Source organism: Ruegeria sp. AM9 (assembly GCF_056540565.1).
Genome location: NZ_JBQFWY010000002.1, coordinates 79,453 through 93,274, shown reverse-complemented (window position 1 = coordinate 93,274; position 13,822 = coordinate 79,453). Strand labels below are relative to the sequence as shown.

At 60.2% G+C, this 13,822-nt stretch carries 10 protein-coding genes; 3 read left to right on the top strand and 7 right to left on the bottom strand.

What is annotated here, in order from left to right; genetic code table 11:
• Nucleotides 1-21 precede the first annotated feature (21 nt).
• Together mfd and ACR0DO_RS05265 are read left to right on the top strand one after the other, a co-directional pair.
• The gene (gene mfd / locus ACR0DO_RS05270) at nt 22-3,477 is read left to right on the top strand and encodes a transcription-repair coupling factor (protein ID WP_480557069.1); all 3,456 of its coding nucleotides are present in this window, start codon (nt 22-24) and stop codon (nt 3,475-3,477) included.
• A 60-nt stretch (nt 3,478-3,537) separates the two neighbouring features.
• The gene (locus ACR0DO_RS05265) at nt 3,538-4,545 is read left to right on the top strand and encodes a DUF3616 domain-containing protein (RefSeq protein ID WP_480557068.1); all 1,008 of its coding nucleotides are present in this window, start codon (nt 3,538-3,540) and stop codon (nt 4,543-4,545) included.
• On the opposite strand, the gene ACR0DO_RS05260 is transcribed toward ACR0DO_RS05265, so the two are convergent.
• The 5 genes from ACR0DO_RS05260 to ACR0DO_RS05240 form a co-directional block, all read right to left on the bottom strand.
• Nucleotides 4,542-5,216, bottom strand: a complete 675-nt coding sequence (locus ACR0DO_RS05260; protein WP_480557067.1) for an SH3 domain-containing protein — start codon at nt 5,214-5,216, stop codon at nt 4,542-4,544. The two genes, ACR0DO_RS05265 and ACR0DO_RS05260, sit on opposite strands and share 4 nt — an antisense overlap.
• Entirely contained in the window at nt 5,213-6,877 is a 1,665-nt protein-coding gene (locus ACR0DO_RS05255; RefSeq protein WP_480557066.1) for a tetratricopeptide repeat protein, read from the bottom strand. The genes ACR0DO_RS05260 and ACR0DO_RS05255 overlap by 4 nt, the downstream gene beginning before the upstream one ends.
• Nucleotides 6,878-6,934: 57 nt before the next feature.
• Entirely contained in the window at nt 6,935-8,143 is a 1,209-nt protein-coding gene (locus tag ACR0DO_RS05250; RefSeq protein WP_480557065.1) for a multidrug effflux MFS transporter, read from the bottom strand.
• A gap of 75 nt (nt 8,144-8,218) precedes the next feature.
• Nucleotides 8,219-8,878 (bottom strand): DsbA family oxidoreductase, encoded by a 660-nt coding sequence (locus tag ACR0DO_RS05245; RefSeq protein ID WP_480557064.1) that lies wholly within the window; start codon nt 8,876-8,878, stop codon nt 8,219-8,221.
• Nucleotides 8,875-10,392, bottom strand: a complete 1,518-nt coding sequence (locus ACR0DO_RS05240; protein WP_480557063.1) for a class I adenylate-forming enzyme family protein — start codon at nt 10,390-10,392, stop codon at nt 8,875-8,877. Before ACR0DO_RS05240 ends, ACR0DO_RS05245 begins: the two co-directional genes overlap by 4 nt.
• A 66-nt stretch (nt 10,393-10,458) precedes the next feature.
• On the opposite strand from ACR0DO_RS05240, the gene ACR0DO_RS05235 reads away from it, so the two are divergent.
• Entirely contained in the window at nt 10,459-11,082 is a 624-nt protein-coding gene (locus ACR0DO_RS05235) for a helix-turn-helix domain-containing protein (protein WP_170443723.1), read from the top strand.
• Here ACR0DO_RS05235 and ACR0DO_RS05230 read toward each other — a convergent pair.
• On the bottom strand, nt 11,071-11,307 hold the full coding sequence (locus ACR0DO_RS05230) for a hypothetical protein (RefSeq protein WP_170325112.1): 237 nt from the start codon (nt 11,305-11,307) through the stop codon (nt 11,071-11,073). The genes ACR0DO_RS05235 and ACR0DO_RS05230 overlap by 12 nt on opposite strands.
• 540 nt (nt 11,308-11,847) lie before the next feature.
• Nucleotides 11,848-13,662 carry an extracellular solute-binding protein gene (locus ACR0DO_RS05225; protein WP_480557062.1) on the bottom strand — a complete coding sequence of 605 codons (1,815 nt, stop codon included), beginning with the start codon at nt 13,660-13,662 and terminating at the stop codon, nt 11,848-11,850.
• Nucleotides 13,663-13,822 lie beyond the last annotated feature (160 nt).

Genomic DNA, 13,822 nt, shown 5'->3' with positions numbered 1-13,822 from the left:
AAAATTCGGAAAGGCTAGGCGATGACGGCTCCGAACCACGTAACTGTTGGCGGCGCCCCCGAGGGGTTTGACGCGCAGCTTGTCCTGAACGAAATCGCGCGTTCCGGCGGGCCGGTTTGCCATGTCGCCCGCGACGACAAGCGGATGGAGGCGATGCGCGCCGCACTCGCCTTCTTTGCACCTGACATGCCGGTCTTTGTGTTTCCGGGTTGGGACTGTCTGCCCTATGATCGGGTGTCGCCCAATGCGGATATCGCAGCAGCCCGTGTGGCGACGCTGGCGGCGCTGGTGCACCAGATGCCGGACAGGTTTGTGCTGCTGACGACGCTGAACGCCGCAACCCAGCGGGTGCCCGCACGGGATGTGCTGCGAGAGGCCGCATTCACCGCGCGCGTGGACCACCGCGTTGATGAAACCGCGCTGCGGAACTTTCTGGTGCGGATGGGGTTCACGCAAAGCCCGACAGTGATGGAGCCCGGTGATTACGCCATCCGGGGCGGCATCATCGACATCTTCCCGCCCGGTGAATCCGGCCCTGTGCGCCTGGATCTGTTCGGCGACATCCTGGACGGTGCGCGTCGCTTTGATCCCGTATCACAACGCACGACCGAGAAACTGGACGTGGTGGAACTCGCCCCGGTCTCTGAGGTCATTCTGGACGAGGCCGCAATCACCCGGTTCCGGCAGAACTACCGCATCGAATTTGGCGCGGCGGGCACCGATGATCCGCTGTATGAGGCTATCAGTGCGGGCCGCAAGCATCAGGGCATTGAACACTGGCTGCCCTTCTTTCACGAGAAACTGGAAACCCTGTTCGACTACCTGCCGGATGCGACCGTAACGGTGGACGATCAAGTGACGCCCGCGCGACTTGCGCGTTGGGATACGATTGCCGATCAGTATGAAACCCGGCGGCTGGCGCTTGAGAACCGCTCCCGCATGGACACGGTGTATAAACCGACGCCGCCCGGTCTGCTGTATCTGGACGATGCCGCGTGGGATCAGGCCGTAGGGGATCGGCGAGTGCTGCAATTCAGCCCTCTGCCGCAGGCCAGCGGTCCCGGAGTGATTGATGCGGGCGGGCGGATCGGGCGCAACTTTGCTCCGGAACGGCAGCAGGAAAGCATCAGCCTGTTTGGTGCGCTGGCCGGGCATATCACCGATAAGATGGCCAAGGGTCCGGTGCTGATTGCCTCTTATTCCGAAGGCGCACGCGAACGCCTGACCGGGCTGATCGAAGACGAAGGTCTGGCCGAGGCAATCCCAGTCACCGACGGTACGCGCGTCGGCAAACGAGGTCTGCATCTGGCGGTCTGGGCGCTGGAGCACGGGTTTGAAACGCCCGGCCTGACAGTCATTGCCGAGCAGGACGTTCTCGGCGACCGCCTGATCCGCCAGCCCAAGAAACGCCGCAAGGCCGAGAACTTCCTGACCGAAACCCAATCGCTGTCCCCCGGTGATCTGGTGGTGCATGTGGACCACGGGATCGGCCGCTACATGGGGATGGAGGTCGTCACCGCCGCCGGGGCCGCGCACGAATGCCTGCTGCTGGAATATGCCGAGCAGGCCAAGCTCTACCTACCGGTCGAGAACATCGAACTGCTGTCCAAGTATGGTCATGACGAAGGCCTGCTGGACCGTCTGGGCGGTGGTGCATGGCAGGCCAAGAAAGCCAAGCTGAAAGAGCGCATCCGCGAGATGGCGGATAAGCTGATCCGCATTGCCGCCGAACGTGCTCTGCGGAAGGCTCCGGTCATGGACCCGCCGCCGCACGCGTGGGAGGAGTTCAGCGCGCGCTTTCCCTATCAGGAAACAGACGATCAGTTGCGGGCCATCTCGGAGGTCATGGAGGACATGCACTCTGGCGCACCGATGGATCGCCTGATTTGCGGCGATGTGGGTTTTGGCAAGACCGAGGTGGCAATGCGCGCCGCCTTTGTCGCCGCCATGTCAGGCGTACAGGTGGCGGTGATCGCGCCAACCACGCTGCTGGCCCGCCAACACGCGGCGTCGTTCAAGGACCGTTTCCGGGGCTTCCCGCTGGAGGTTCGGCAGCTGTCGCGCTTTGTCTCGACCAAAGAGGCACACCAGACCCGCGACGGGTTGGCGCGCGGCACGGTGGATATCGTCATCGGCACCCATGCGTTGCTGGCTAAAGGCATACGGTTCAACAACCTCGGCCTGCTGATCATCGACGAGGAGCAGCATTTCGGCGTCGGTCACAAAGAACGCCTGAAACAATTGCGCAGCGACATTCACGTCCTGACCCTGACCGCCACGCCGATCCCGCGGACGCTGCAATTGTCGCTGACCGGCGTGCGCGATCTGTCGATCATCGGCACGCCTCCGATCGACCGTCTGGCGATCCGCACCTATGTCAGCGAATTCGACGCCGTGACGATCCGCGAAGCACTGTTGCGCGAACACTATCGCGGCGGGCAGAGCTTCTATGTGGTACCGCGCATCTCGGACCTGCCCGAGATCGAAGAGTTCCTGAAAGAACAATTGCCCGAACTGACTTATGTGGTGGCACATGGGCAGATGGCGGCGGGCGAACTCGACGACCGGATGAATGCGTTTTACGACGGTAAATACGATGTGCTGCTGGCGACCACGATTGTGGAAAGCGGGCTGGATATCCCGACCGCGAACACGATGGTCGTGCACCGGGCGGATATGTTCGGCCTGGCGCAGCTCTATCAAATTCGCGGACGGGTAGGGCGGTCAAAGACCCGCGCTTACGCCTATCTCACCACCAAACCCCGCGCGCGCCTGACCGCGACGGCCGAGAAACGCCTGCGGGTTCTGGGTTCGCTGGACACGCTGGGGGCGGGGTTCACGCTGGCCAGCCAAGATCTCGATATTCGCGGTGCGGGCAACCTGCTGGGCGAGGAACAATCCGGCCAGATGCGCGATGTCGGCTATGAACTCTATCAGTCGATGCTGGAAGAGGCGATTGCCAAGATCAAAGCCGGTGAGATGGAAGGGCTGTCGGACGCCGATGACCAATGGGCCCCGCAGATCAATCTGGGCGTCCCGGTTCTGATCCCCGATGATTACGTGCCTGATCTGGACGTGCGTCTTGGCCTCTATCGTCGCCTGTCGTCATTGTCGACCAAGGTAGAGCTGGAAGGCTTCGCAGCCGAATTGATCGACCGTTTCGGGACCTTGCCGAAAGAGGTCAACACCCTGATGCTGGTCGTCCGCATCAAGGCGATGTGCAAACGCGCGGGCATTGCCAAGCTGGACGGCGGGCCCAAGGGGGCCACGATCCAGTTCCATAATGACAAGTTCGCATCGCCTCCGGGGCTGGTCGAGTTCATCCAGAACCAACGCGGGCTGGCCAAGGTCAAGGACAACAAGATTGTTGTGCGCCGCGACTGGAAGAAGGACAGCGACAAGATCAAGGGCGCCTTTGCCATCGCCCGCGATCTGGCCGAAAAGGTCTTGGCCGAGAAGAAAAAGGCGAAGGTTTAGGCTCAGAGTTTCGCCTGTGCTATTCTGATGCCGTATTCCTCAGCGGTATTGGATTTTGTTATGTACAAAGCTCTTTTTGCTTCTCTGTGTATTGCTCTGCCGGCCTCTGCCGCTCCGCCACAGAAGCTGGAGGTCATCGGAACCTTTCAAGAGTTCGATGAACATGGCGATGAAATCGAACAAGGCGCGTCGGTGAATGTCAGCGGTGTGGCCTGTATGGTCAATGGACTGTGTTTTGCTGCCGCCGACGAGGGGCGTTTTGTCCAGGCCTTTAAGCTTGAGAAGGACGCTCTGTTCGTCGGACAGCGGGTTTACATGGCCGAAACCAAGGACAAGAAGAAGTCCGAACTGAAGGACTTTGATCTGGAGGGGGTGACGGTCGCGGGGGATAACCTGATCGTGGTGGGTTCGCATTCGCGCGGGCGGAAAAGCTGCAAATCGCCAAAACGCAACACGCGTATTTTCTGGGGTGAGGTGGCGCCGCAGCATATCGGCACCCGGGTTCCGTTGTCGCAACAAGAGGTATCGCTTGAGCCGCTGTTTGGGCAATTCGATCAGTTGAGTGCAGCCTTCGATGTTCCGTTGCAGCAAAATGGTCTGAATATAGAAGCGATTGCTGCCGTGGATGACGCTGTGCTGATCGGGTTCCGCGCACCTTATCCGGAAGCCGAACCGGCACGGGTCTTTGTCGCCGAATTCCCACTGAGCGCGTTGGAAACCGGCGATTTTTCCACTGCTGCTTTGCACGAAATCCCGGTTTCAGCCGAGATGGGGCGCGGGATCAGGGGGATGGAGCAGTCTGGTGAGGATGTGTTCCTGCTGCTGGGGGATGCAGGAGCCGGTGCCGGTACCAAACCCGGATGCGATCAACCGAGCCCGCACCTTACGGGAACCTTCTCGTTACACCGGTGGCAAAAGGGGGATGCTGCTGCAGAGCATGTGATGGACATCGTTCCGCCCGATCCGGAGTGGAAGGCCGAAGGTCTTTTGCCACTGGATGCCACACGGTTTGTTATCTTTTTCGACGGGCCGCCCAATGGCAGCCCGCATATCTACAGTGTCGATTAATCACCGCTGACAAAGGTACATAGCTGCCATTCGCCCGCGTCCGATTTCACTAACGCGGCGCGGTAGCCTGTCATGGGCCACAGGTAATCACGGTGCATGTAGCCTTGCGTTCCATCGGTCAGCAGCACCTGTTGATATTCCGAGCCGGCCTGAAAATCGCGGATGATGGCGATCTCGTGGCTGATCAGGCCAACGGTCGGTGCGTTGCGATCACCCGACTGACGAAGGGCAACGTCTGAACCGGTGACGTAGTAGGCCATGAACGGATCCAGCGAGGCGGGCAGGGTGATCTGCCACTGGTGCGGCATCCAGAACTCGCCCTCGTCATCGAAATAGCCGGGCTGGGACAGGGTGTTTTCCAGATCGGACCAATACGCCTCGCGCAGGATATCCGCGTCTTTGCGGTACTCCTCCGACAGCGTTTCCGGGTCCAGGATCAGATTGGCATGCAACTCGTCCGGGCCGCCGTTTCCGCCGTGGCTCAGGTAGATGTCGGGGCAGGCCGATGCGACGACGGCATCGGTGTCCCGCGCGGTTACGTTGGCCAACAGCGCATCGCGAAACGCCACCAGTGACGGGTCCTGTGCGGCTTGATCGACCGGAGGGAAAGATTGGCGATCCGCAAGGGCGGGGCCGCAGAGCAGAGCAGCCAACAGCAAGGCGTATCTCATTCCGCAGCCCTCATCGCGGCTTGAGCGCAGAAACAGGACGCGCCCACCGCACGGTCGGCCCGCGCCAGCGCCAGATCGAGCCGTTGTTTGATCTGCACGATCTCGACCGTTTCGCCACGGGCCTTCAGGCAGTCATGCAGCCCCTTGAGGCTCCAGACATTGTCCGGATGGACCGAGGCGCGGCTGAGCGTCCCGCCCAACCCCAGATCCTCGCGATAGGCCGCTTCGGCCTCGGCCACGTGCCCCTGTTCGAACAGCAAAGCCCCCAGCGCATGGCGGGTCGGTTGCATCCAGCCCCATGGTTCGTCGTAGGGCAACGTGTCGTCCAACTCGACCGAGCGCCGCAGGTGGGCATAGGCAATCTCATGGTTGCCTTTGCGGTATTCGATCTCTCCCCGCAGCATTTCGCCCGCGATCTCCAGCAGATCGACGACACGATTGTTGTGTAGCAGGCGGGTCTCGGGGACGCAGGCCTTGGCGGACAGGAACAGTTGCTCCTCGGCCTCTGCCTCGGCCACCTGGTCGGTGGCGGCATGGGCGATGGCGCGAGCATAATGGGTGGTTGCGGTCAGCGTGCGATAGAGGTCGGGGTCCGAGGGCAGCTCCAGCGCCTTGGCCTCTTCCCATCGGCCAAAGCGGATCAGGATATGCGGGCCCATCGACATGTAGCTTTCGAAGTAATCCGCCATTGGCGGGCTTTCGATGCGCAGCATTTCCTCGGGCGTGGTGTCCCACATCCCCTGATTGGCGCGCAGGGCCGGTTCCATCTGTCCAATGAACAGCGCGCCATAGATGACAAAGTGATAATCGTGCTGGCGATAACCGGTATAGATGTTGAAGGCGCCTTCACGTTCATAATATTTCAGATCGGCCTCGATGGCTTTTTCGTTCCAGTAGACGACGTTGTGATAGTGCCCGCAGAGCACGTCGATATGGGTGGGCATGTGCACCAGATGGCCCGCATCAGGGACCAGCGTGCGCAGCACATCCCCGGCCTTGAGCGCTTTTTCCGGTGTCGGTGACATCTCCATCAGGTGCACATAAAGGTGCAGCAGGCCCGGATGCGACATTGCACCGGGGTCATTGGCCATCGCGTTCTCCAATGCCTTCTGCGCCTCAACCGTGGCTGCGCCTTTGGCGGGTTGGCCGGATTGGAGATCCCACATTTGCCAGGGGGTCAGGTTCAGCAAAGCCTCGACATAGATAGTGCGCAGGTCCAGGTGGTCGGGGTGTTCGGCAAAGGATGCACGCATGGCATCGGCGAAATCGTGATCCCAGTTGTGCATATCCTCAACTGGGTCACGTTGCGGATATCGGGCGGGCAGGGCGCGGATCAGGGCTTGCTCGACCGGAGTGCAGATGTCGAGCAAAGCCAGCGCACGCTGCGCCGCATCGTAGGCCTGCGCCAGCGCCTTTTGCTGCCCGATTGCGTCAAGCAAATCCCAAGGCAAGTTGTAATTCGGGCCAGCCGAATAGGCGATCCCCCAATAGGCCATGGCGCAGTTCGGATCATGGTCCGCCGCGCGTTGAAAACAGACCACGGCCTCTTCGTGGTTATAGCCGTAGGTCCAGACCAATCCCCGGTCGAACCATAGCTGGGCCTCGGGTGATGATGTGGTGACCGGACAGGAATGGGACCCCAGATCGTAATCGTAACGCATTGAAAACCTCCTCTCGGATCAAGGGAAGGTTAGCGGGATTCGCGCAGTCTGCACAGATCAGGCAGGCAGTCTGTTTTCGATCCGGCCCATATGCAGCATCAGGCCAAAGCCGGTCACGCTCATGACAAGAATGCCGGTGGTCAGCGGGGCCAGGGACCCGTCGAACAGCAACCCGATGGGGGCCGCGATGGCTGCGGCCAGAACGGTCGAGACCGCACCGATGACCGAGGCTGCCATGCCGGCGATATGGCCCATCGGCTCCATCGCGATGGCGTTCAGGTTGCCCATCGTCATGCCCGCCATGAAAAAGATCGAGGTCTGCCAGAAGACGAACACCGCAAAGGACAGGTTCGCCGACAGGGGTATCGCGTTCAGGGTAATGACGCCAATGGTGATGACGATCTGCGCACCCAAAGCCCAGGTCACAAGCCGCCGCATGCCCACCCGGATCACCAGCGACGCGTTCAGCAGGCTGGCGGACCCGGATATCAGGGCGACGAATCCGAACCAGAAAGGGAAGCTGTCGGCGCTGTCGTGGATCACGTCATAGACCGGCTGCACCATGGTCAACGTGGTGAACAGCATGCCCAGACAAAGGGTCTGCACGAAAATCGATACCCGAACGGTGGGGTGCGTGAACATCTCGCGCGCGGCCGAGGCCATCAGGGGTAGGCGCAATGGCCTGCGGTTCTGAGGCTTAAGCGATTCCGGCAGGCGCAGGCCCATCCAGACTACGGTGATCAATGAGAACAGGATGAACGAGACAAAGATGCCGCGCCAGCCGGTCAGGGCGATCATCCCGGCCCCCAGCATCGGTGCCACGGCGGGCACCAGGGTGAAGATCATCATGGCAATGGATACGATCCGCGCCATTTCTCGGCCCGAGTACAAATCCCGGATGATGGCCATGGCAACGACGCGCGGCGCGGCACAGCCAACACCTTGCGCGACCCTCGCAATCAAAAGCAGCTCTAACGAAGAACTGGCCCAGGCTACGGCAGCAGACACGATGTATAAAGTCGAACCGGCGTAGATTACCGGCTTGCGTCCGAACGCATCCGACAGCGGGCCCATGAAGAACGTACCGATCCCCATGCCCAGCACGAAAGAGGTCAGGATCAACTGCGCCCGGTTGATGTCTTCGGGGCTAAGCTGTGCGCCGATTTCGGGCAAGGCGGGCAGCATCGAGTCGATGGAGAACGCAATCGTCGCAAACATCATTGCGACAAGTGCGATGAACTCACCTTTTGACATGCGATTGGCCATTGCGCCCTCCTGACCTGATCGCGCTATCACGACATGTCAGGCGGCGCTAGACATCAATGTGCACAGACCCCTGTGCTAATTTGCAGGGGAGGACTCAAGTTGAGACATGATTTCGCCAATCACTTTTTCCCACATTTCAGGCGGTTGCGCGCCCGGAACAGCGTGCTGGTTGGCCACGATGAAGGTCGGCACCGAATTGACGCCCATCTGACGCGAATGGGTGTCGCGATTGCGTATATCCTCACGATCCGCATCCGATTTCAACAGTTTCAGCACAACGGCTGCGTCCATACCGACACTGTCGGCGATATCGGCCAGCACCTCATGGTCGCCAATGTCGCGGGCCTGCACGAAATAGGCGTCGAACAGGGCGTCCACGACCTCGTTTTGTTTGCCCTCGATCCCGGCCCAGTGGATCAGGCGATGGGCGTCCAGCGTGTTGGGGGTGCGTTTCATGCCTTCGAAATCGATGCTCAGCCCGGCCTTCTCGGCGTGTTCGACAACCGGGGCATAGGCCTGAACGGCACCGTCTTTGCCACCGAATTTGCGCTCCAGATACTCGCGGCGGTCCATGCCTTCGTCCGGCATGTCGGGGTTCAATTGGAACGGATGCCATTCGATCACCATTGGATGATCCGGGATTGCGGCCAGCGCCTTGTCCAGATGGGTTTTGCCGATGTAGCACCACGGGCAGATCGGATCGGACATGATGTCGAGTTTGACGGTCTGGGTCATGGTGTGGTCGCCTTGAAATAGGCCGGCAGCGCCCGGCGCAGGAGTTTGCCGTTGCCGCCAGTTGGCAGTTCGGGCAGGTGAATGAATGCGCGCGGCTGTTTGTACCGCGCCAGATTTGCCTCCACATAGGTTTGCAAGGCGGCGTCGTCCAGCTTTTCCGGCCCGGTATAGAAGGCGGCGATCACGAATGTGTCTTCTTTGACCTCAACCGCTGCCGCGCCGACCTGGGTGATTCCGGGGAATTTGGACAAGGTGGCCTCGACCTCGACCGGTGAGACGCGATAGCCGCCCGCATTCATCATGTCATCGTCGCGGCCCAGATAGGTGATCTGCCCGTCGACGGCCATGGCGCCCTGATCTCCGGTCAGAAACCAATCGCCCTGCATCCGTGCCTCGGCTTCGTCCAGCGCGTTCAGGTAGGTCAACATCAGGCCAGGGTCCGAGCGGTGAATGGCAATAGTGCCCTCTTGGCCTTGAGGCACCGGGCCATCCGGTCCGAGGATCGCGATCCGGCGACCCGGTTGCGGTTGCCCCAGCGACTCGCCCCGCGCTGGATGAGCCGGGCTGGAGGAGATGAAGGTGGAACACTCGGACATGCCATAGGCTTCGTAGAGTTCAGTCCCGGTCGCCTCGACCCATTGTGCGTGCAGGTGCTGCGACAGTTTTTCACCGGCGCAGAGGCCATGGCGGAGCGTAGGTAGGTGCAGGTCCTCCGGCGTTTTCAGTAGCTTGCGAAACACGCCGGGGGCTGCCGCAAAGATCGTCGCGCGGTGCTGCCGAAGCAAGGCGGGCAGGGCGCCCGGATCGGTTCCAGGTTCGGGGATCAGAGCGGTCGCGCCAATGGTCCAGGGATCCATCAACCCGGTGCCCAGCGTATAGGTCCAGTTGAACGCGCCCGCATGGCACAGGCGATCCGTGTCCTGCAACCCGTACCAACCATCCACCATCATCTGACGTGCCCAGATCGCACGATGCGCATGGGCTACCGCGCGCGGTTTGCCGGACGTGCCCGAGGTATAGACGACATAGGCCAGCCGCTCGGGGTCGCCCATCTGAAACTCGGCAGGGGGCAGAGTGCGCATTTCAGTCAATTCAGACAACGCGATCTGCAGCGGGTGCGGTGCGCAGGCAACAGCCGGGTCCCGCAGAATGGCGGCCGGTTTCAATTCCGCGATCATGCATTCGGTTTCCGGCTGAGTCAGTTGTGAGGATGTCGGCACGGGTACGATCCCCACCGCAATCGCCCCAAGATAGGCAATCGGGAAATCAACCGTGTTCCCCAACCGCATCAGCGCAATGTCACCCGGTTTCAGCCCGGCGCGCAGCAACCCGGTGGCGGTACCCAGAATGGCTGACTTCAGCGCGCGATAGGTCCAGTCTTCGGCCCCGTCAGGTTGCAGAACCGACAACGCGATCTTTTCCGGATCATCGTCCGTTCGGCGCAGCACATGAGCGGCCAGATTGAATGGCGCGGGGCAAGGCAGAGGTGGCCCCTGATCAAAAACAGACAGCATGGCAACTGGCTACCTTGGTGCCTGGCGCGTTGCAAGCGGGACAGGCTGGGCCTATAGAGTTGACCCATGAGCACCAATGAACAGCCTTCCCTGATCCGCATTGCCCGAGACTCGGGCGACCATGCCGAGCTTGAACCGCTTGATCTGGGCGCGCGCGTGCGCCAATTGCGCAAGGCGCGGAACTGGACGCTGGAACAGGCGGCCACGCAGGCCGGGCTTGCACGCTCGACCCTCAGCAAGATCGAAAACGGCCAGATGTCGCCCACTTATGATGCGCTGAAAAAGCTGGCGATCGGGCTGGAGATTTCGGTGCCACAGCTTTTCACGCCGCCGCAACGCGATCAGGTGATCGGGCGCATGGCGGTGACGCGGATGGGGGAAGGCGCCGCGCATCCCACAACGACGTATGAGCACGAGCTGCTGGCCGAAAACCTGACGAAAAAGCAGATGCTGCCCTATCGGGCCCGCGTGCGTGCGCGGTCAATGGATGAGTTTGAAGGCTGGGTGCGCCACGATGGTGAAGAATTCCTGTATGTGCTGACAGGCGTCGTCCAGCTTTATACCGAGTTCTACGAACCCGTCGAAATGCGTCGGGGGGACAGCGCTTATTACGACGGCAGCATGGGGCACAACGTGATTTCGGTCAGTGACGAGGATGCAACGATCCTCTGGGTCACGTCACTTGCTTAAAGACCGGCTGAACTCGCGGTTCAGGCCTTCGGTAAACAGAAAATCCTCAAGCTCTTCGTGTGCTTCATTCACGGTCAGGTGGTGGCGTTCGGCCAAATACGCTTCGAACCCTTTGCGGTCTTTGCTCAGCCGCACCTTGTCCTGATCGCGCAGGTTCGGAAAACGCCGTTTTGCGCGGGAATACATAGCGTCCCAGTCTTGCGTGAGGTCAGTCCAGTTCAACATTTGTCAGCTATCCGTATTTAGGGTTTCACGGCTGCTCGGCCCTCATATCAGGGTACGGAGGGCACAGGGGCGCACGCGCATGACAAAATGTCGCACCTTGTTTGAGCTGACGTCGGGTCAAAGAGGCCCGCCACGCTGATTGCGCGACGGGCCCACGGACCTGAGGTGTGAGTGAGTGGAGGCCGGTCCGCAAAACCCAGGTGTGACGCGTCGAATGATCAGCTATCTAACGAATTTATCATAATTTATCCGGTCAACCGGTGCGTCTGAATGCAGATAGGCTATCTCGTTGGGATACGATACGTAAAGCCCCTTGTGGTCATTTTTCAACTTTTAGCTGGAAATGGGTGTCTTTGCCATATGTAGCGAACGAAGGTGGATGGGTGCGCAATATATGGCGTGCGTCAAAGCGTGTGCTGAAATCCGCCGAAAGGTGCGACCATTTGGCATGGCACTTCTTGGCGTATAAACCTGCAGATGAAAGAAACCACCGCGTTGAAGGCTCTGAGGCGTATCACGCCGATAACCAGCCGGATTTGGTCACTCTTCGTACCACCAAACCTGCGGCATATACTCCGGTCCGTCACCATAGATCGGAACGATCTGGGGCTGTTTCAGTTCTTTGGCATGGGCAATGCGCCCGACGTCGAAGTTCCAGATCGGGATGATATAGCGCCCGGCGGTCAGGACCCGATCCAGCGCACGGGTGGCCGCCACGAAATCCTCATGACTTTCCGACGCCAGCATGGCGTCGATCAACCCATCCACAGCCGGAGAAGCAACACCCATCAGGTTGCGCGTACCCTGAGTGTCGGCGTTTTCGCTGCCCCAATACAGACGCTGTTCGTTGCCTGGTGACAAGGACAGGGCACGGCGGAAAAAGGTCATGTCGAAATCCAGCTCGGCCTGGCGGCCGGTGAACTGGGCACTGTCCACCTGTTCAACGGTGACCTGAATGCCCAGCCGTTCAAGCGCGCGGGTGTAGATTTCGATGGCCGTCTGCCCCTCGGTATCCCCCTGTTGCAGCAGGACGGTGATAGTGAAGTCCTTGCCGTTCTGATTGCGCAGCACGCCGTCCTGAACGGTCCAGCCCGCTTCGGTCAGCAGCTTGTTTGCCTTGCGGATATTGGCGCGGTTGCGGGCCGAACCGTCGCCGACGGGCAGGGCATAACCTTCCAATGTGCCAGGCAGCAGGTCGTCGGCATAGGGCTGCAACAACTCAGCAACGCGACCGGTGGCCGGGCCGAGCAGCATACCCAGATCAGAACCCGAGAAATAAGAGGCGATCCGGGGCTGCGCGCTGCCAGTGATCGTATCGTTGATGTATTCGAAGTTGAACGCCAGCAGCAGGGCCTCGCGCACACGCCAGTCATCAAAGGGGGCTTTGCGGGTGTTCATGACAAACCCGGTCATGCCCGACGGTTTGCCGTGCGGGATCTCGGTCTTGATGACATCGCCGCGTTGCACGGCGGGGAAGGTGTACTGGGTGTCCCACTTGTCGGCGTTGAATTCCCGTATTGCCGTCAGTTCGCCGGCCTTGAACGCCTCGAACAGAACGGTGCCGTCGCCGTAAAACTCGATCCGCATCTCATCGAGGTTCATGGTGCCGCGGCGAAACGGAATATCGGCGCCCCAATAGTCGGGGTTTCGGCGCAGGGTCACATAGCGACCGGCCTCATAGTTTTCGACCACATAAGGCCCCGAACCGATGGGCACATCATGAAGTGCGGCGTCAGCGAAATCCTTCCCCTCCCACTGCGCTTTTTGCAGGATCGGGCGGAGACCGGCGATCAGCGCCAGTTCCCGGTCCGGTTCGTTGAAGGTGATCCGCACCGTGCGCGGGCCGGACTGTTCGATGCTGTCGATCTTGCCCCACAGCCCGCGATAGCGCAGATGCCCTTCGGTGCCCAACGTCTGATACGACCAGATGACATCATCCACGGTCACTGGGCTGCCATCCGAAAACCGGGCGTTTTCGCGCAGGGTAAATTCGACCCAGGACCGGTCGGGCGCAGTCTCAACTGATTCGGCTAACAACCCGTAAAGAGTGAAAGGCTCGTCCCAGGATCGGCCCATCAGGCTTTCGTGGGTCCAGAACCTTAACTGCCAGGGTACGGTGCCTTTCTGCACGAATGGGTTCAGACTGTTAAAACCGCCGGTATTTCCGAAAACAACTTTGCCGCCTTTTGGTGCGTTGGGGTTGGCATAGGGCAGAGACACAAAATCCGGTGGTAGGGCGGGGTCTCCGTACATAGCTATGCCATGAGCCGATTCTGCATGGGTGATTGTGGCAGCAAAAACAGCGGCGATTCCCGCGATCACAGGGCGAACGGGGCGTAGAAAATCGGGGCGCATTTTGGAAACAATCCTGCTCTGGCCTTATTTTGTTGGGATTCATCGTACCGATGATTTTTCTTGTTTTCAAACTTTTAGCTTGGACGAAGGCGGGGAATTGCGTATAAAGGGTGCACTGCTCGATAGGTTTCTTGCCTGTATGAAACCTGCCTCAATAACT